Here is a 20,587-nt window from a genome sequence, read left to right on the forward strand (position 1 = left end):
ATGAAGATAAAAAAAGCATATTTACCTATATTACTGGCTGCCTTTATGGTAGTGGGACTTTTATTGGGCAGTTTTTTAAACTTTCCCGAATCTAAGCGCAGTGCTTTATATTCCAATAAAACCAAGCTGAATAAGCTAATTGATTTTATTGACAGTGAATATGTAGATGATGTAGATGCAGACTCTATTGTAGACCTTACCGTGAACAGCATACTGGAAAAACTGGACCCTCATTCAGTTTATATTGACAGAGCTCAAATGGAATCGGTAGCACAAAGTATGAGGGGGGATTTTGTAGGTATAGGCATTAACTTTTATATGTATAAAGACTCGGTTGCGGTTATAAAACCCATTCCGGGAGGTCCTTCGGCAAAAGCAGGTATAAAATCGGGCGACCGTATTTTGTATGCCGATAATTATCAGCTTTATGGTAAAAACCTGCCTAATGACAGTCTTTTTTCTAAACTAAAAGGAGAGGAAGGCTCTAAACTAACCCTTACAGTTTACAGAAAAAGTGAAGACAAAGAGTTTAAAGTAAACATTACCCGAGATGTAGTGCCTATACAAAGTGTAGATGCTGCGGTAATGGCAGATGATAATACTGCATACATCAAGATAAACCGTTTTGCCGAGACTACTTATAAAGAATTTGAAACTGCTTTAAAACTGCTTAAAAAGGAAGGTGCGGATAACCTTATTATAGACCTTCGTGATAACGGAGGGGGCTACCTTGAAAAAGCGGTTGATATTGCCGATGACCTACTGGAAGACGGTTTAGTTATAGTAAAAACCAAGAATAAAAAAGGTCGTGAAGATATAACTTATGCCCATGATGACGGAATGTTTGAAAAAGGCAAAGTATATATACTAATAAACGAGAACACCGCATCTGCCAGTGAGATATTAGCCGGAGCTATTCAGGATAATGACAGGGGTACTATTGTAGGCAGGCGCTCCTTTGGTAAGGGGTTAGTACAGCGAGAAATGCCTTTAGGCGACGGTAGTGCTGTGCGTTTAACCGTAGCACGCTACTATACGCCATCAGGCAGGTCGATACAGCGCAGCTATGCCGATGGAGGCGAGGCGTATTTTGATGATTTTGCCAAACGTTATGAAAATGGAGAACTTTATGCAGCCGATAGTATTAAAATAGCGGATACCTTAAAGTACAAAACCTTAAGGGGGCGTACGGTATATGGCGGTGGCGGTATTATACCGGATGTGTTTGTTCCGCTGGAAGGGGAACATGGTGACGAGGCTTTACTTATGGTAATGAAATCAGGTATTGTAAGCTATTTTGTTTTTGAACAACTGGATAACCACCGTAAAGACTTTGAAGGACTTACTCTTGATGCTTTACAGGAAAAAATAAAAAACTCAGACAAGTATTATAATGCATTTGGAGAATACCTTGCCAATAGTGGTTTGGTATTACCTTTAGAAAAGCATAAAGATGAGGTTAAGTACTACTTAACTGCTGAATTTTCAAGACAACTGTTTAGTGAAAAAGTATATTACCAAATGTTGCTTAAACGCGATACTATGGTAAAAAAAGTGCTTGAATATGAAAGACAACTAAAAAAATAATTTATAACTAACTAACCTAAATAAATTATAAAAAATGAAAACAATAATTAAATCTGGCTTGCTACTAATAGCATTATTTTGCTTTAGTATTACCGCAAGTGCACAAGACAGAAAGATTCAGACAGTAACTATAAAAACAGCTATTGCTTGCGATCATTGTAAGATATGTGAGACATGCGGACAATTATTTGACAGGAAGCTGTTACGAGAGAAAGGTGTGCAAATGGTAAGTCTTAATGAAGAGAAAATGACTATACAAGTAACGTATAACACCAAAAAGACTGATTTGGCAACCATAAAAAAAGCGATTAGCCAATTAGGGTATGATGCTGATGATGTTAAAGCAGACCCTGAAGGGTATAAAAAACTAGACGGATGTTGTAAGGTGTAAGGTATAACTTTACCATCTCATTAAAATTAAACAAAAAACGGAGCTCTTATAAAGCTCCGTTTTTTGTTTAAAGTAAAGTTTCTATTTACTTCTTGTACTGTCGTGATATTGTGCCGGCACACCGTCATTCCAAAGCGTCATAATATCAGTAGCAACCGCAGCGCCACTACCGGCAGCAATAGCTACCTGGCTGCGCCAGCCTGCAAGTGTTCCGGTTACATAAATACCATCATCAACCAAATGGTCATCATTCTTTAACTGTATGCGGTTCTTTTCGGGTAATGCTTTGCCGTGTGGTTCTATATAGTCCATTAAGCCCTCTATATTAAAAGTAGGAGCAGAACCTACCGCTACTACAATAGCTTTGGTAGTATAACTGTTTTTGTTTGTAGTAACAGTAAAGTTTCCGGCTTCGCCTTCCACTTTCATTACTTTCTCTTTTTCTATTTGTTCTACATGCGGGTAAAGGTCGGTAAGCTGTTGCAGGCTTTCGTCCATTAAATCTTTACCTAATTTACCAGCCGGAATACCGTAAGCATTATTAAAAACAGCATCACGCAGTGCCGATGCTTTTTGGTGTGTAAGTATACCTATTTTTTTACCTTCTGCATACGGTTTGTTTTGTGCAGAACCTAATATAAGTGCGCAGGAAACGCCCGATGCGCCTCCGCCTATTATTAAAACGTCAAACATTTTGGATTGTTAATTACGGGTTTTCTCCTCTATTTGCTTTGCCTTTTTAAATATAATAAGTATGCATACAGCACATAACGATGCTATTATACCTATTAATGCAATAAGGCTGTCGCCTTCAAAAAGGTTGTTAAAGTCCAATAGGGTTATATTAAATATAATAAGCCCTATGGCTATAGCTATTAGTGTATAAATAAATGTTTTCATTGCAAAATTATTTTAAATAATGGCTTTTATTTGGGGAGCCTTGTTTTATTATAAAATTACGTAAAGGGTTGTTAAATAAATAGTTGTTTAACATTAGCCGCAAATAATTTAACAGCTATAGCCAGTAATATTACACCAAATACTTTACGTATTACCCCAAGCCCGTTAGCCCCTAATACTTTTTCTATTTTAGCCGATGACTTTAATACACCATATACCACAGCTACATTTAGTATTATGCCGCCAATAATATTTATTTCGGCATACTCTGCACGAAGCGATAGTATAGTTGTCATGGTACCTGCCCCTGCAATAAGCGGGAACGCAATAGGTACTATAGATGCTGTATTTGGGTCGTCATCTTTATATAAACGTATGCCCAGTATCATTTCTAAGGCAAGGAAAAACAGTACAAACGAACCTGCTACGGCAAACGAGCTGGCATCTATACCTATAAGGTTTAAAATTTCTTCCCCTACAAACAAAAAAGCAACCATAATTATCAGGGCAACCAGTGATGCTTTTTCCGACTGTATGTGCCCTACTTTATTGCGCAAGTCTACTATTATAGGTATACTACCCATAATGTCTATTACAGCAAAAAGTACCATGCTCACTGTAAATAATTCTCTCCAGTCAAATGCCATACCCTGATGTAATTAAAAAAATTTAAGCTGCAAAATTACCTTATAAATTAAACACTGCCACGAAAAAAGACTAAAATTTTATTCAGGCAGTTTTTAACCTAAGTTTGTTTTATCTTTGCAGCATGTTTCAAATAGGTAAGACAATAGTTTCTGAAGAGGTTCTCGAAAAAGAGTTTGTGTGTAATCTTTCGGCATGTAAAGGTGCATGTTGTGTAGAAGGAGATGCGGGGGCTCCGGTAACAGAGGAGGAAACTAAAATAATGGAGGAAATATACCCGAAAGTGAAACCTTTTTTACGAAAAAAAGGAATTGAGGCTATAGAGGCTCAGGGGACTTGGGTAGTAGGTGAAGATGGTGAGTTTGAAACACCACTTATTGACGGTGCTGAATGTGCCTATGTTATTTTTGATGGCAAAACGGCACTTTGCGGTATTGAACAAGCATATAATCAAGGCTTGGTTGACTGGAAAAAACCTGTTTCCTGTCACCTATACCCTATACGTGTAAAAGATTTTTCGGAGTTTGCTGCGGTAAACTACAGCCGTTGGCATATATGCAGTGATGCTTGTACACTGGGCAAGGAATTAGAAGTTCCTGTATACAAGTTTGTAAAAGAGGCATTAATCCGTCGTTTTGGTGAGGACTGGTATGCAGAGCTTGATAAGGTTGCCGAAGAGTTTAAAAAACAGTCAGGAAACTTGTAAAGGTTTTTTCTTTAAATTTCTCATTATAGCCTGCTGGCTGAAAATGGCTATATGGTTTTTATGATAGTGATAACAGAGAATGAATTTGGGAATTACAGATTGTGTGAAGTAACTACTATTAATGAAAATTATCCGTTCTGTTTAATTAAATGCAAAAAAGAAATAACAAGTTAAAAAATAACGGGTTAAAATTTCATCAAGTTCTATAAAAACATACTTTTCTTACGACTTTTTTAGCTATAAAATACATTTATATCCTGTAAAATATTTTGATTAAAAATAGCTCTTACCACTTGTAAATACAAAGGTTTTTGCGTATTTTTTAAAGTCCTTTAAAAGCGGTTTATTTTTTGTAAATAACTAAAAAACAATATTTTGTGATTTTTTAGCCTTGTTATCCTAATATTAAGTCGTTGTTAAAAACTATTGCAGATTGTGAATAAGTTTGCCTTTCATTTTCTCTCACAAATGGCAATCTTTGTATCTCCCTTTTAGCGAAAAAGAGCATTATTCTAATACTATAAAAGTCAAAAAATTATGTCTTCAACAGAACCGATTTTACAGGAAAATAAAAATAGATTTGTAATATTCCCGATAAAACACCACGATATTTGGGATTGGTACAAAAAAATGGAAGCCAGCTTTTGGACGGCTGAAGAAATAGACCTGCACCAGGATTTAAATGACTGGAATAACAAGTTGAGTGACGACGAGCAATACTTTATAAAACATATTTTAGCATTCTTTGCAGCATCTGACGGGATTGTAAACGAAAACCTTGCAGAAAATTTTGTAAACGAAGTACAATATGCCGAAGCAAAGTTCTTTTACGGTTTCCAGATTATGATGGAAAACATACACAGTGAAACCTACTCGCTTTTAATTGATACGTATGTAAAGAATGAAGAGGAAAAAGATAAACTTTTCCGTGCTATAGAAGTATTTCCTGCTATTATGAAAAAAGCAGAGTGGGCTTTAAAATGGATAGAGTCTGAATCGTTTGCTGAAAGACTAATTGCATTTGCAGCGGTAGAAGGTATCTTCTTCTCAGGAGCATTCTGTTCTATATTCTGGTTAAAGAAAAGAGGACTTATGCCGGGCTTAACCTTCTCTAACGAATTAATATCGCGTGATGAAGGTGTACACTGTGACTTTGCAGTACACCTGCACAATAATCACTTAGTAAACAAAGTACCGAAAGAAAGAATTAAAGAGATTTTAGTAGATGCGCTTAATATAGAAAGAGAGTTTATTACAGAGTCACTTCCGGTAAGTCTTATAGGTATGAATGCTAAGTTAATGACGCAGTATTTGGAGTTTGTAACCGACAGACTTTTAGTAGAACTTGGTTGTGAAAAACAGTACAATGTTACCAATCCGTTTGACTTTATGGATATGATTTCACTACAAGGTAAAACAAACTTCTTCGAAAAGAGAGTTTCAGAATACCAAAAAGCAGGAGTTATTAATAAAGATGATAACTCACAAAAAATTAGCTTCGACGCTGATTTCTAAAAAAAGACCAAACACACAAAAACAAAATAATAAAGTTAGTGGGCATTTTTGCCCGCCATTAATAACCTTAAAATATTGCCTATGTATGTAGTAAAAAGAGATGGCCGAAAGGAGCCGGTAATGTTCGATAAGATAACGGTTAGAGTAAGGAGACTGTGCTATGAACTTAGCGACCTTGTAGATCCGGTGAAAGTAGCAATGCGTGTTATAGAAGGGTTATATGATGGTGTAACAACTTATGAACTGGATAACCTTGCTGCGGAAATTGCCGCTGCCATGACGGTTAGCCACCCTGATTATGCACAGTTAGCTGCCCGTATAGCGGTATCTAACCTGCACAAGAATACAACAAAGTCGTTTTCGGAAACAATGACCGAAATGTACGAATATGTAAACCCAAGAACAGGACAGCCTTCTCCGCTGCTTTCTGATGAGGTTTACGAAGCCATTATGGCAAATGCCGAAACATTAGATTCGAGCATTATATACAACCGTGACTTTAACTATGACTATTTCGGGTTTAAAACACTGGAAAGATCATACCTGTTAAAAATAAACGGTAAAATTGTAGAGCGTCCGCAACACATGCTAATGCGAGTATCAGTAGGTATACACCTTAATGATATTGATGCGGTACTGGAAACGTATGAGTTAATGTCTAAAAAATTCTTTACTCATGCAACGCCAACGCTTTTCAACTCAGGTACGCCAAAACCACAAATGTCGTCGTGCTTCCTGCTTACTATGAAAGATGATAGTATAGACGGAATATATGACACACTTAAAAATACAGCAAAAATATCACAGTCAGCAGGAGGTATAGGTTTATCTATACACAATGTAAGAGCTACAGGTTCATACATTCGTGGTACAAACGGTACATCAAACGGTATTGTGCCTATGCTGCGTGTGTTTAACGATACAGCACGTTATGTAGATCAGGGCGGAGGTAAACGTAAAGGTAGTTTTGCGATTTACATTGAGCCTTGGCATGCCGATATTTTCGACTTCCTTGAGTTAAGAAAGAACCACGGTAAGGAAGAAATGAGAACACGTGACCTGTTTACAGCACTTTGGATTCCTGATTTATTCATGAAGCGTGTAGAGGAAGATGCAGAATGGACGTTAATGTGTCCTAACGAGTGTCCCGGTCTTTACGACGTACACAGTGAGGAGTTTGAGGAAATGTACCTAAAGTATGAAGCAGCCAACAAAGGAAGAAAAACGATTAAAGCCCGTGACCTTTGGGAAAAAGTACTGGAGTCTCAAATAGAAACAGGACTGCCGTATATGCTGTATAAAGATGCGGCTAACAGAAAATCGAACCAAAAGAATTTAGGTGTAATACGTTCCTCTAACCTTTGTACAGAGATAATGGAGTATACTGCACCTGATGAAGTGGCAGTATGTAACCTTGCTTCTATATCATTACCAATGTTTGTAGAAGATGGTGTGTTTAACCACCAACATTTATATGATGTTACCAAGCGCATTACCCGTAACCTGAATAAAGTAATAGACAGAAACTACTATCCGGTAGAGGAAGCACGTAACTCAAACATGCGCCACCGTCCGGTAGGTTTAGGAGTACAGGGGCTTGCCGATGCATTAATACTAATGCGTCAGCCATTTACCAGTGATGAAGCAAAACAAATAAATCAGGAAATATTCGAAACCATTTACTTTGCTGCTGTTACAGCGAGTATGGAAATGGCTAAGGAAGAAGGACCATACTCAACATTTGAAGGTTCACCAATATCGCAAGGAGAATTCCAATATAACCTTTGGGGCTTAAAAGATGAAGACCTTAGCGGACGTTGGGACTGGGCTTCACTTCGTAAAGAGGTTATGGCAAACGGTGTAAGAAACTCACTGTTGTTAGCACCAATGCCAACGGCTTCTACATCGCAAATATTAGGTAATAACGAAGCGTTTGAGCCATATACATCAAACATATATACAAGAAGGGTACTTTCAGGAGAGTTTATTGTAGTAAACAAGCACCTGTTACGTGACCTTGTAGACCTTGGTTTATGGAATGATAACCTAAAGCAGGAAATAATGAGAGCCAACGGTTCCATTCAGCATATAGATGCTATTCCTCAGGATATAAAAGACCTGTACAAAACAGTGTGGGAACTAAGTATGAAGGATATTATAGATATGTCCCGCCAAAGAGGTTACTTTATAGATCAATCGCAGTCGCTTAACTTGTTTATGGAAAATGCAACCTTTGGTAAGCTTACTTCAATGCACTTCTATGCATGGAAGAGCGGACTGAAAACAGGGATGTACTACCTGAGAACTAAGAGTGCTGTAGATGCTATTAAGTTTACCCTTAATAATGACAAAAAAGCGCAACCGGTAGCTGCTGCTGCAACTGCTGAAGATGCTAATACAGAATCAATGTCTACAAATGAGTTCCAGGCAATGTTACAACGTGCCCAAAACTCTGACCCTGATGATTGTGAAATGTGCGGTTCTTAAAAAAGAAAAAGTAATATATTAGCAGAATTAAAATAAGGAGCATAATGCTCCTTATTTTAATTATATCAACCACCACCTTTTAATACTATAATTATGGAAAATCAAATTACTGCTGTTTACGTTGATGAAACCATGTACGCTTCCGGAGGGAAACGTTTTGCAAACCTTCTTTTAGATTTTGTGGTTCAACTCGTGTTAGGCTTTTTGTTAGGGCTTTTTGCTTCGCTATTATATCTTGCTTTTGGAATTGACGGACCTGCTATATGGATAGCGGAAATGGGAACTCTTGAAGAAAGGTTTCTGGGGGTGGTAATATTAATTGTTTATTATGGTCTTATAGAATCGCTTACATCGCGTAGTATAGGTAAATATATTACAGGAACAAAAGTGGTAATGTACGATGGATCTAAACCTGATGCAGGGACTATATTACTACGTACAATATGCCGAATTATACCATTTGAAGCATTTTCATTTTTAGGTTCAAAAGCAAGAGGCTGGCATGATAGCCTGAGTAAGACGTATGTAATTGACGTAAAAAAATATGAACATGCTGTAATGATGAAACAATCGTTTGAACAAATAGGGCAGGAAGAAACAACAGAACTTAATAATTATTAATATGGCAAAAGAAAAAAAAGCCGTTTATACGGGAGTGATAGCGCAAGATGAGGACGGTAACTACTTTTGTGGTGAGTACCTGTTAGACTATAAAACGGTAGCTAAAGGTTTTAATCTTAATGATAAGATAACTATAAAATCGACAATAGAAAACTCCAGCGATAAAAGTAATGAGCAATACCCAATGAAATCGAAAGATTTTACTTTGGTAAATAAGCAAGAAGGAGATGATGACGCTCCTAAACCTGAAGAAGACTAGAATATAAAACCATATACTAATATGATGCAGTGGGAACAACTACTGTCTTTAAAAAGGCAGGGGGATACAAGTAAACGTTTACGAAAAGAGCAGGATGATACCCGTTTAGGTTTTGAGGTAGATTACGACCGTATAATCTTCTCATCAGCTTTTAGGAGCTTGCAGGACAAAACACAGGTAATTCCGCTTTCTAAAACAGACTTTGTACATACCCGTTTAACCCACAGTTTAGAGGTATCGGTAGTAGGACGTTCACTGGGTAGGCTTGTAGGTAAAAAAATACTGGAAAAGCACCCATATCTGCAAAACATACATGGTTACCAAATGAATGATTTTGGTGCTATAGTTGCTGCTGCTGCATTAGCGCATGATATTGGTAATCCGCCTTTCGGACATTCGGGAGAAAAAGCAATAGGAGAATACTTTAAGACCGGTAACGGTAAAAAGTACAGAGATCAACTAACGGATAAAGAATGGCAGGATATAGTAGACTTTGAAGGAAATGCTAACGGTTTTAATCTTTTAACAGCATCACGCCCCGGTATAGAAGGCGGTGTACGGTTGTCATACGCTACTTTGGGAGCATTTATGAAATACCCTAAGGAATCACTACCCAAAAAGCCAACTAAAAATATTGCTGATAAAAAATACGGTTTCTTTCAGTGTGACAAAGCATTCTTTCAGGATGTAGCAAATGAATTAGGACTTATACCTAATAAAACAGGTAATGATATTGGCTTCGAGCGTCATCCGCTGGCTTACTTAGTTGAGGCAGCCGATGATATTTGCTACACTATCATTGATTTTGAAGATGGGATTAACCTTGGCGTTATCTCTGAAGATTTTGCACTGGAGTACCTTATAAAACTGGTTAAAAATAATGTGCAGGTAGACAAATATAAAAGTCTTACTACAAAAGAAGACAGGGTAAGCTACCTGCGGGCATTAGCTATAAGTAGTCTTATTAATGATGCCGTAAAAGTGTTTCTTGATAATGAAGAAGCTATACTGGCAGGTAAATATCCATACTCATTAACAGAGCAGGGTAAATATACTGCGCAAATGAGAGATATTATTAACCTGAGTATTGAAAATATATACCAAAGCCGTGAGGTGGTAGAAAAAGAGGTTATAGGCTACCGAATAATTAATACATTACTCGATACTTTTTGTACTGCTTACAATAACAAGTTTGAAGGTGTAGAAAATAACTACGACAAATTGGTGCTAAAATTATTACCTGAAAAGTTTGTTACCAATAAAACGAGCCTTTATGACAGGCTATTGCATATTTGCCATTTTGTTTCCACACTAACAGATGGCAAGGCGTTATTATTATATAACACTATAACGGGTAATAAATAAAGAGTATTTCAGGTTTAGGATAGTAGCAACAAGGAATTAAAAAGTATAAGTAAGCCCAAGCCCAAGCATTTGTTTTAGCTGTATTTTTGGTCCTACCTGTACTACTTCGTCACCCACTTCTTCCGTAGCTTTAATATCATCGTCATAAATTATATGTAAACCTATATTAGCCCTTACATATTCATTTACAGTCATGTCCAGCTGAAACTGCCAATCCACATCAATATTACCAAACTTATTAATGTAGTCTGTGTAGAAACTAATACGATGGTCTAACATTATATTTTTAAAAATCTGCCTTTTAAAGCTGTTGGTAATTAATATACCTATTTCCGTTCGTGATGTTTTTCCTTTTCTTAAAAGGTTTCCTTCTTCATCATATATGGCAGGGTCAACACCAAAAGCACCTTGGTCAGCAAGTGCATGGTTTAATACCAATGTGGTTTTATTAGTTAACGGAGATAAATAAACATTAAGCCCTAAGTCTTTTCGTATATACTCACTACCAACCCCCAGAAAGATATAAGCAGGGGAGAAAGGTCCTGAAATTTCATCTTCGGTATTTGGGTAAGCATAACCGTTAGAGAACTGCGTATTAAAGTTAAATTTGGCACTATAATACCAGTGTGATATAGTATCTTTTCTATAACCAAAGGTAGAGGTAAATTTTATCTGGTCGTCGGTTTTTCGTAATACCTGGCCTTCCTGGCTGTTAAGCCCGTATTTTAATAACAACTCATTATCCCAGTTAAGATTGCCTTTACTGTAGTTACGAGAAAACTCTCCTTTACCCAATATGGTTACCGAGTTATTACCACCCACACTCCAGTTAACAAATGCAATTTCCGAAATATCCAGCCCCAGTTTGTTGTTATTTTCCCAATAAGTAATAGAATCGGGTAATGTAGTCGCAATCATCTGCGAATAACCATTATATATATAGCCTAGTAGCAGCAATGCTGTTAAGAGGGATTTTAACTTCATTAAAATTGATGTTTAATAGAATAATAGATGCGCTTGCAAAAATCGTTAATTTTCGTAAGCTGAAAAAATTTCTTCTAGGCTTTTAACGTCTATACCACAGTATTGTTGTAATTCGCTTACTTTTCCATGTTCAATAAAGCTGTCAGGTACACCTAAATGCTTTATAGTGTGTGTGTAGCTGTTTTCCGTAGCGAAATTACTTATACTACTACCAAAACCACCTTTTATAACTCCGTCCTCTATAGTGAGTATAGTTTGGTGGGTTTTAAAAATAGTATGGAGGGTATTTTCATCTAATGGTTTAATAAACCCGAAATGATAATGAGAGAATAAACTACTGTTATCCACCTCATCAAAAGCTTTAGTCACATTGTTACCAATAGTACCTGTAGAAAGTATAGCTACTGTATTACCTTTTTTCAGTTCGGTAGCTTTTCCTATTTCAATTTCCTCGAAAGGCAGTTGCCATTCAGTACTTTCACTACGCCCTCGAGGGTAGCGTATCGCAATAGGGTGTTCTAAACCAAGCTGAGCGGTATATAATATATTTCGCAGTTCCTTTTCGTTTAGCGGAGCAAAAATAATCAGGTTAGGTATCGGGTTCAGGTAAGCAATATCAAATATGCCATGATGCGTTGCGCCATCTTCGCCTACAAGTCCTGCCCTGTCTAAACAAAAAATTACAGGTAGGTTTTGCAAAGCAACGTCATGTATCACCTGGTCGTAAGCACGTTGCAGGAAGGTAGAGTATATATTGCAATATACCGTCATTCCCTGAGTTGCCATGCCTGCTGCAAGAGTAACGGCATGTTGCTCGGCAATGCCTACGTCAAAAGCCCTTTCTGGGAAAGCCTCCATCATAAATTTTAAGGAACTCCCCGAAGGCATTGCAGGGGTAATGCCTATTATTTTTTCGTTTTGTTTTGCCAGCTCAACTAAAGTCAATCCAAAAACATCCTGATACTTTGGGGGTAAATTATCTTCTGTTTTCGGTAATATCTCTCCGGTTACTTTGTCAAACTTACCCGGTGCGTGGTATTTTACCTGATCTTCTTCCGCTTTTTTTAACCCTTTACCTTTTGTAGTTATTATATGCAGGAATTTAGGACCTTTTTTATTTTTAAGGCGTTCCAGTTCTTTTAGTAGTGCGTTGATATCATGTCCGTCTACAGGACCTATATAATCAAAGTTAAGGGATTTAATCATGTTGTTTTGGCGTGGGTTGCGCCCTTCCTTAACTTCGGTTAAATAGTTTTTTAAAGCCCCTACACTAGGGTCTATACCAATGGCGTTATCATTAAGGATAACTAAAAGATTAGTATCCGTAACACCTGCGTGGTTAAGCCCTTCAAACGCCATACCCGATGCAATACTCGCATCGCCTATAACAGCTATATGGTTTTTTTCGGCTTCGCCTTTAAGTTTTGAAGCGATAGCCATACCCAACGCTGCCGAAATGGAAGTAGAGGAATGCCCAACTCCAAAAGTATCATATTCACTTTCGTTACGTTTTGGGAAACCGCTTATGCCACCCCATTGGCGATTGGTATCGAATTTATCTTTGCGTTCGGTTAATATTTTATGTCCGTAGGCTTGATGTCCTACATCCCAAACCAGTAAATCATCAGGAGTGTTAAAAATATAGTGTAATGCAATGGTTAGCTCTACCACACCTAAACTTGCACCCAAATGCCCTTCTTTTACCGAAACAATATCAATAATAAACTCCCGTAATTCGGCAGCCAGTTGCGGTAACTGTTCAGGAGTTAGTTTTCGTAAATCGGCAGGCGATTGTATAGTGTTAAGTAACTTTTGCATGAATGCAAATTTACAATATTTACTCTTGATTTATTATTGCTTGGTTGTTATAATAGTATCTCCTGTAATGTGATTGTTTTCTTTTTTTTCATCCTTAATGTCTAATGTAACCTTACCTACTGTATGCGTCGTTATTTGTTTTATTGTTTTGCATTCAGGAGTGGTGTCTGGCGCTATAGCGACCTCTCCGTCTAAAAATTCTACTTCTTCAGGGGGTGGAGGAGGTAAGTTTTCAAGAATATCAATACCTTCAGGGACTATCACTTCTTCTTTCTCAATCACCACATTCTCTATTTTTTGCTTATTGCCTGCTTCATCGGCACAACTCAATAAGGTAGTACCCATAGTAAATAATAAAGCCAGCAGAAATATTTTCCTGAATTGCGTTTGTGAGGATAAAACCTGTCGTGGAATTTCTATAGTAATAGCGTCAAGCTGTTGCTTTCTGAAATGCCCGCACACCCTTTCTTCTTTTTTAGTAATCAGGTAGTTTTTTATTTCTGCATCACTCATATTAGTAAAATCGACAACATTTTTAGCGCATGCGGAGCAAAACTTACCTTTGTCGGTTGGAGTCATTGTATTCCAATCTTCATGACAAGGTTTTGGGATTGATATTTTATATGTTTTCATAAGCTAGTGGGTTGGTTGTCTTATTATAACGTATAATTTGCTGAGAATCGTATTTTTGCTTTCTATGGAAAACATTTTTACCGACGAATATTTTATGAAAAAAGCCTTACAGGAGGCAGAAATAGCCTATGAAAAAGGCGAAATACCTGTAGGTGCTTTAATAGTGGTAGATAACAGGGTAATAGCCCGTACGCATAACTTAACGGAATTACTAAACGATGTTACTGCCCACGCCGAAATGCAGGCAATAACCTCAGCGTCTAATTTTCTCGGAGGTAAATATCTTGTTAATTGTACGCTGTATGTTACACTGGAACCCTGCCAAATGTGTGCCGGTGCATTATATTGGAGCCAGATACCCAAGGTTGTTTTTGGTGCTGCCGATGAACACAGGGGGTATAGAGTAATGGGAGGTAAACTACACCCTAAAACAGAAGTGAAAGAAGGTGTGTTGGCTACCGAATGTGCTGAATTGATGAAAACCTTTTTTAAAGAACGAAGAAAGTAAAAGCGTTATGAAGAATCTTCTGTATAAATATACATTTTCTCTGTTTGTAGTGTTTATTGTCTCTATTTCTCAGGGGTATGCACAAAATGAGCTTAAGGTTAATATAGTTTTAATTGTTGATAATGAGTTGGTAACAAGTGGTGTAGAAATGAACTTTGTAAGTAAAGAAGGTGAAGTGTTATTAAATCATTCATATACTGTAGGAAAAGAGTTAATTGCAGATATTGAAACTTTTTATCAGGAAGTGTATTTAGAGTTTGATTATATCGGTAAAGATTCTTCTAAAAACTTTGAGACATATCATTATAAAATTGAGTTTCCATTAGGGTATATTTATAATACAAAGTTTGCTGTTATAAGAATATATAATTTAGATAAGAAAGAGTTTAAAGAAGCATTTTGTAAAAGTGCTAAAGATTATATAGTCAATATTGAAAATCAAGTTTATACTCAAGGGACTATACAATGTAAAGAGTTTAAACAGTTTTAGTATTACACATAAAAACACAAAACATATAAGTTCGCTCTTTAAAAAAATACCCTTATATTTAGAGGAGTAAAAGCAGTTTTGTTTTTCTTCCTGATATCATATACTTAATTTATAGCATTAACCAACTAAACCATCCGTAGCAGCTTATGAAAGCCTCTAAGTTCTTACTGTTTTTTGCAGCAGTATTGTTTATCACGTCATGTTCTAAAGAATCAAGAGAAGAATTTGTTTCAGACCCTTCACTTTACAGGGAATATATAACCGGATTTACCTCCGGGGTTATCTCTGCGAAAGATAATATAGAGCTGGGTATAGCCTTTTCAAATGAAGGCTGGGAGGCTGATGCAGAACTGGACGACGATTTATTCAGTATCTCGCCCTCGGTAGATGGTAAAGTAATGCTGCGGGGGAACCATACTATTGTATTTCAACCCGAAGAACGTTTAAAACAAGACCAAGAGTATAGGGTTACTTTTCACCTTTCTAAAGCTGTAAATGTTCCTGATGAGTTAAAAGATTTCAATTTTATTGTAAAAACACTAGAGCAGGATTTTATGGTTACTACCATGGACTTGCAATCGTATGATAAAAACTGGCAGTATTTAAATGCGGAAATTAAAACCAGTGATTATATGGATGCTGCTATAGCGCATAAACTGGTTTCGGCAGAGCAGGACGGTAAAAAGCTGCCTATTCGTTTTGATGTTACAGAAGGAGAAGCTACAGATTTTTTGTTTGTTATAGACAGCATTCAGCGTAAGGAAGACGATAGCAAGGTTACAATTAATTGGAGTGGCGATGCTATTGGTATGGATAAGTCCGGTAGCGAAGAGTTTGATATACCGGGTAAAAACAATTTTAAAATTATAAATGTTGAAGTACAAAGGCAAGGAGCTTTGGCATTACTGGTAAACTTCTCTGACCCTTTAAAGAAAGACCAAAACTTTGATGGTTTAGTAGCAGTACAGGGCGTTAAAAAACTAACCTATGCTGTAGAAGGAAACTTGCTAAAAGTTTTCCTTAACCAGCAAGTAACAGGTACGGTAAAAGTAGAGTTGTTTCAGGGAATACAAAGTGAGGATGGTTTTAAAACAAGAAAAACCTATGAGGAGCGGCTTGTTTTTGAACAATTAGAACCGAATATACGCTTCCTGAAAAGCGGAACAATACTGCCATCATCAAGTAACTTAAAATTAAATTTTGAAGCTGTAAACCTTAGCGCGGTAGACGTAAAAGTATATCGCATTTACGAAAATAATGTATTACAGTTTTTACAGGATAATGAGATTTCAGGACAACGAAACTTACGTAAGGTAGCCTTACCTGTTGCCAAGAAAAAAATAACACTTAAAACCAGTAACCTTATCAATTACAATAAGTGGAACCCTTATGCATTGGATTTAGCTTCAATCATTCAACCTGAAAAAGGTGCTATATACAGGGTAGAGCTTTCTATGAGAAAGTCATATTCATTATACAATTGCGGTAACGGAGATAGTACTGACGATGATGAAGAAGAGGAAGATGAAAATGAAGATACTGAGTTTTACTCCGGTTTTGACGACTATTATTATGAGGATTACTACTATTACGATGATTATAACTGGAGAGACAGAGAGAACCCTTGTACAAAATCATACTTCTACGGCAAAACTGTAGCAACAAATGTCTTGGCTAGTGATTTAGGCGTTATTGCCAAAGGAGGCGAGAATAACAACTACTTCTTCTCTGTAAACAGCATTACAACTACAAAGCCAGTATCAGGCGCAACAATAGAGGTATATAACTATCAACAACAAAAAGTAGCCACTGCCGAAACTGACGGAGAGGGTACAGCGACTGTGTCGCTTGATAAAAGAGCCTTTTTTGCTGTAGTAAGCAAAGGTGATAATACTACCTATGTAAAAATGGCTGATGGTAACTCACTATCGGTAAGTAATTTTGAAGTAGATGGTACTAAGCTCCAAAAAGGCCTTAAAGGTTATATATATGGCGAAAGAGGTGTATGGCGTCCGGGTGATACATTGTTTATTGGTTTTGTATTGAACGACAAAGAAGCTAAACTACCGGCATCGCACCCTATAAAATTAAAATTGAGTGACCCTAATAGTAAGTTAGTGTATCAGGCAGTACAAACGTATGATGCCAAAAACCACTACAAATTTGTAGTCCCTACCGAAAGCAATGCGCCTACAGGAAACTGGCAGGCTGTAATCAGCGTGGGGGGTGCTAAATTCTACAAACGAATTAAAATAGAAACCATAAAACCGAACAGGCTTAAAATAGATAACGGTTTTAACGGAGAGATACTTTCAGGAAGAGAAAAGAATACATCAAACATAAAAGTGGCATGGCTGCATGGTGCAAAAGCAAGAAATTTAAAACTGGAAATGCAAGCCAAGTTCATGGAACAGAAAACAACCTTTAAAGGGTATTCTAATTACGTGTTTGATGACCCTGCTAAAAATTTTAAAACAGAAGAAATAAACCTGTTCTCAGGTGCGGTAGATAATAACGGGGAAACTACGGTAAGTATTCAGCCATCATTAAAGTCGGCTGCACCGGGTATGCTAAAAGCGGCTATTATTACCAAGGCGTATGAAAAAGGAGGCGATTTCAGTACCGATGTTGCTACGGCTACCTATTCGCCTTATGATGCCTATGTAGGTGTAAAATCACCTGAGCCGAATAAATATGGTATGCTGGAAACAGGAAAAGAACAAAAGTTTAGCATTGTTACACTGGGCGAAGATGGTAAAGCTAAAGGCAACCGAAAAGTAGATGTAAGGGTTTATAAAGTAAGCTGGCGTTGGTGGTGGGATGCCACCCACAACAACAGATCATCGTATAACTCGGCACTATCTAAAACGCCGTATCGTTCGCGCACTACAGTTACCGATGATAATGGTAAAGCAAGCTTTACTATGAATGTAAACGAAAACGACTGGGGGCGTTACCTTGTAAGAGTAACAGATGTAGAAAGCGGACATTCATCAGGGGAAACAGTACTGATAGACTGGCCTTACTGGTCAGGGCGTACCAAAAACTCGGGAGGAGAAGAAGCTACAATGTTAGTATTCACTACCGATAAAGAAAGTTATTCGGTAGGCGAAAAAGCAGTAGTATCATTTCCTTCGGGAGAAGGAGGAAGGGCATTAGTTGCTGTAGAAAATGGTTCGCAGGTGCTAAAAACGTTCTGGACAGAAACAGCAAAAGGCGAAACCCAAGTTGAGGTTCCTATAACTGAAGAGATGGCTCCGAATGTATATATCAACATAACGCTGTTACAACCGCACGCCAATACAAAGAACGATGCACCTATACGTATGTATGGTATTGTGCCGATTGAAGTAATAGATAAAGCAACCAAGTTAGAGCCACAAATAAAAATGCCTGATGTGTTACAACCGGAACACAAGTTTACGGTAAAAGTAAACGAAAAATCAGGCAAGGCAATGACCTATACACTGGCTATAGTAGACGATGGTTTACTTGACCTTACCCGATTTAAAACGCCAAACGCTTGGGATGTTTTCTATGCTAAAGAAGCACTGGGTGTAAAAACATGGGATATTTACGATGATGTTATCGGTGCGTATGGCGGTAAGGTAAATCAGGTATTCAGTATTGGTGGAGATGAATATATAGGCGGTGGTAAAGCTAAAAAAGCGAACCGATTTAAACCTGTGGTTAAATATTTAGGGCCGTTTACTTTAGGCAAAGGCGAAACCCGTTCGCATGCTATAACATTACCCGAATATATAGGGTCAGTACGTACTATGGTAGTAGCTGCGAATACCGATAACGAAGCCTATGGTTCGGCAGAAAAGACTACCCCTGTACGCAGTCCGTTAATGGTATTGGCTTCGTTACCGAGAAAAATTTCTCCGGGTGAAAAAGTTACGCTTCCCGTAACGCTTTTCGCTATGGAAAAACACGTTAAAAACGTTTCGGTTAAAGTAGAAACCAGTAAAGGAATAAAAGTAACAGGAGGTTCAACCCAAACAGTATCGTTTAGCGAACCTGACGAGAAATTAGCCTATTTTAATCTTGAAGTAGGTGAAACCACAGGTATAGGTACAATAAAAGTAACCGCTACCTCAGGTAAAGAAAAAGCAAGTTACAGTGTAGAAATTGATGTGGTAAACCCTAACCCTGTTACCCAAAACTATGAAGAAATAGTATTGGAAGCAGGTCCTAGCAGTACGCTGTCTTGGGCAGCTTTTGGTACAACAGGAACAAACAAAGCAAGACTGGAAGTGTCCTCTTTCCCTTCAATAGACTTCAACAGAAGGTTAGATTACCTTATACGATACCCACATGGTTGTGTGGAGCAAACTACATCAAGTGTATTCCCACAATTATATTTAGCGGATATAGCAGATATTGACGATGCCAGAAAACAAAAAATACAAAGCAATATAACAGCAGGTATAGAACGCCTGAAAGTTTACCAAAACGGTAGCGGAGGCTTTGTGTACTGGCCGGGTAATTCAACTCCTGATGAGTGGAGCAGTAGCTATGTAGGGCACTTTTTACTGGAAGCAGAGCGTAAAGGCTATGCCTTACCATTAAACATGAAACAACAGTGGCTGCAATACCAAAAGAAAACAGCCAGACAATGGCGTTACAGCGAGCGTTATCATAACGATTTCTCTCAGGCATACCGTTTATACACTTTAGCATTAGCAGGTTCACCTGACTTATCCTCTATGAACAGGTTGAGGGAAACACAGGGTATAACGAATGATACTAAGCTGAGGTTAGCGGCAGCCTATGCACTGGCAGGGCAAAAAAGCGCGGGTATGGAATTGCTTAATCAATCGTCGCTTGATGTAACCGGTAAAAATTATTATTACTATGGTTCGGCATACCGCAACAGAGCGATGATGCTGGAAACATTAATTCTTTTAGAAGAAAAAGAAAAAGCATTTCGCATGGCAAAACAAATAGCAAAGGAAATGTCATCATCAAGCTGGATGAGCACCCAAACTACGGCATTCTGTTTATTCTCCATGTCAAAATTTGCACAGGCAAATAAAATGGATGGGCTGGATGTAACCTATACCGTTAAGGGTACATCAAAAAATATAAAAACAGGAAAATCATTTGCCAGCAGGGTATTGCCTGTAGCCAATAATAATGCAGTAACGGTAAACAATAATGGTGAAGGTTCGCTATATGTAAAAGTAATTTACAGCGGAGTATTACCTGTAGGAAAAGAGCAGACAGAGCAACGCGGGTTAAGTACCCGTATTGTATTTGAAAGCAGAAATGGTAGTGTAATAAACCCTTCGTCAGTTCAGCAGGGAACCGAGTTTGTAGCAGAAGTTACCGTAACCAACCTTACAGGTGAGTATGTTGATAATGTAGCACTAACGCAGATAATACCTTCGGGTTGGGAGATTATAAATACCCGATTTACCGATTATGGTAGTGCAGGTGATAACAAAGCCGATTATATAGATATTCGGGATGACAGAACCAACTTCTATTTTAATTTACGCGCTCGTGATACTAAGACGTTTAAAATACAATTAAATGCTTCCTACCTAGGGCAGTATTACCTGCCGGGCGTACAGTGTGAAGCAATGTATGATAATGAGTACCTGTCGCGCACCAAAGGGCAGTGGGTAAAAGTTGTAGAGTAATTTAATGAAGAGGTAAAACATCCTTTG

The 20,587-nt window shown here is 37.6% G+C and carries 17 protein-coding genes; 11 read left to right on the plus strand and 6 right to left on the minus strand.

What is annotated here, in order from left to right:
* Positions 1 to 1,587, plus strand: a complete 1,587-nt coding sequence (locus IEW45_RS13520) for a S41 family peptidase (protein ID WP_188621798.1) — start codon at positions 1 to 3, stop codon at positions 1,585 to 1,587.
* A gap of 34 nt (positions 1,588 to 1,621) precedes the next feature.
* Complete coding sequence (locus tag IEW45_RS13525; RefSeq protein WP_188621799.1) at positions 1,622 to 1,978, plus strand: cation transporter; 357 nt, start codon at positions 1,622 to 1,624, stop codon at positions 1,976 to 1,978.
* An 81-nt stretch (positions 1,979 to 2,059) separates the two neighbouring features.
* On the opposite strand, the gene IEW45_RS13530 is transcribed toward IEW45_RS13525, so the two are convergent.
* The 3 genes from IEW45_RS13530 to IEW45_RS13540 form a co-directional block, all read right to left on the minus strand.
* A complete protein-coding gene (locus IEW45_RS13530) occupies positions 2,060 to 2,671 on the minus strand; it encodes an FAD-dependent oxidoreductase (protein ID WP_188621800.1) in 612 nt (203 codons plus the stop codon).
* A 9-nt stretch (positions 2,672 to 2,680) separates the two neighbouring features.
* Entirely contained in the window at positions 2,681 to 2,878 is a 198-nt protein-coding gene (locus tag IEW45_RS13535) for a hypothetical protein (RefSeq protein WP_188621801.1), read from the minus strand.
* A 71-nt stretch (positions 2,879 to 2,949) separates the two neighbouring features.
* Positions 2,950 to 3,525, minus strand: coding sequence for a MarC family protein (locus tag IEW45_RS13540; protein WP_188621802.1), 576 nt, complete (start codon positions 3,523 to 3,525; stop codon positions 2,950 to 2,952).
* Between the two features lie 122 nt (positions 3,526 to 3,647).
* On the opposite strand from IEW45_RS13540, the gene IEW45_RS13545 reads away from it, so the two are divergent.
* The 6 genes from IEW45_RS13545 (at position 3,648) to IEW45_RS13570 (ending at position 10,476) form a co-directional block, all read left to right on the plus strand.
* The gene (locus tag IEW45_RS13545; protein WP_188621803.1) at positions 3,648 to 4,229 is read left to right on the plus strand and encodes a DUF3109 family protein; all 582 of its coding nucleotides are present in this window, start codon (positions 3,648 to 3,650) and stop codon (positions 4,227 to 4,229) included.
* A gap of 537 nt (positions 4,230 to 4,766) precedes the next feature.
* Complete coding sequence (locus IEW45_RS13550; protein WP_188621804.1) at positions 4,767 to 5,744, plus strand: ribonucleotide-diphosphate reductase subunit beta; 978 nt, start codon at positions 4,767 to 4,769, stop codon at positions 5,742 to 5,744.
* Between the two features lie 81 nt (positions 5,745 to 5,825).
* Positions 5,826 to 8,231, plus strand: a complete 2,406-nt coding sequence (locus IEW45_RS13555; RefSeq protein ID WP_188621805.1) for a ribonucleoside-diphosphate reductase subunit alpha — start codon at positions 5,826 to 5,828, stop codon at positions 8,229 to 8,231.
* Positions 8,232 to 8,324: 93 nt separating this feature from the next.
* Positions 8,325 to 8,852 (plus strand): RDD family protein, encoded by a 528-nt coding sequence (locus IEW45_RS13560; protein WP_188621806.1) that lies wholly within the window; start codon positions 8,325 to 8,327, stop codon positions 8,850 to 8,852.
* Between the two features lies 1 nt (position 8,853).
* A complete protein-coding gene (locus IEW45_RS13565) occupies positions 8,854 to 9,111 on the plus strand; it encodes a hypothetical protein (protein ID WP_188621807.1) in 258 nt (85 codons plus the stop codon).
* 24 nt (positions 9,112 to 9,135) lie between these two features.
* Positions 9,136 to 10,476, plus strand: a complete 1,341-nt coding sequence (locus tag IEW45_RS13570) for a deoxyguanosinetriphosphate triphosphohydrolase (RefSeq protein WP_188621887.1) — start codon at positions 9,136 to 9,138, stop codon at positions 10,474 to 10,476.
* A gap of 36 nt (positions 10,477 to 10,512) precedes the next feature.
* On the opposite strand, the gene IEW45_RS13575 is transcribed toward IEW45_RS13570, so the two are convergent.
* Genes IEW45_RS13575 through IEW45_RS13585 form a run of 3 tightly spaced genes read right to left on the minus strand, consistent with a single transcriptional unit; the run spans position 10,513 to position 13,911 of the window.
* Positions 10,513 to 11,460, minus strand: a complete 948-nt coding sequence (locus IEW45_RS13575; protein WP_188621808.1) for a DUF3078 domain-containing protein — start codon at positions 11,458 to 11,460, stop codon at positions 10,513 to 10,515.
* A gap of 45 nt (positions 11,461 to 11,505) precedes the next feature.
* Positions 11,506 to 13,278, minus strand: a complete 1,773-nt coding sequence (locus tag IEW45_RS13580) for a 1-deoxy-D-xylulose-5-phosphate synthase (protein ID WP_188621809.1) — start codon at positions 13,276 to 13,278, stop codon at positions 11,506 to 11,508.
* 33 nt (positions 13,279 to 13,311) lie between these two features.
* Positions 13,312 to 13,911, minus strand: coding sequence for a hypothetical protein (locus tag IEW45_RS13585; RefSeq protein ID WP_188621810.1), 600 nt, complete (start codon positions 13,909 to 13,911; stop codon positions 13,312 to 13,314).
* A 64-nt stretch (positions 13,912 to 13,975) separates the two neighbouring features.
* Here IEW45_RS13585 and IEW45_RS13590 point away from each other — a divergent pair, with 64 nt between their 5' ends.
* The 3 genes from IEW45_RS13590 to IEW45_RS13600 all read left to right on the plus strand — a co-directional run bounded on the left by IEW45_RS13590 (position 13,976) and on the right by IEW45_RS13600 (position 20,560).
* Complete coding sequence (locus tag IEW45_RS13590; protein WP_188621811.1) at positions 13,976 to 14,419, plus strand: nucleoside deaminase; 444 nt, start codon at positions 13,976 to 13,978, stop codon at positions 14,417 to 14,419.
* A 7-nt stretch (positions 14,420 to 14,426) separates the two neighbouring features.
* Positions 14,427 to 14,909: a hypothetical protein gene (locus tag IEW45_RS13595; protein WP_188621812.1), complete on the plus strand. Its 483-nt coding sequence runs from the start codon at positions 14,427 to 14,429 to the stop codon at positions 14,907 to 14,909.
* A 146-nt stretch (positions 14,910 to 15,055) separates the two neighbouring features.
* Entirely contained in the window at positions 15,056 to 20,560 is a 5,505-nt protein-coding gene (locus IEW45_RS13600) for an alpha-2-macroglobulin family protein (protein WP_188621813.1), read from the plus strand.
* Positions 20,561 to 20,587 lie beyond the last annotated feature (27 nt).

The sequence above is a fragment of the Flavobacterium suaedae genome (assembly GCF_014642915.1).
Classification (GTDB): Bacteria; Bacteroidota; Bacteroidia; order Flavobacteriales; family Flavobacteriaceae; genus Flavobacterium; species Flavobacterium suaedae.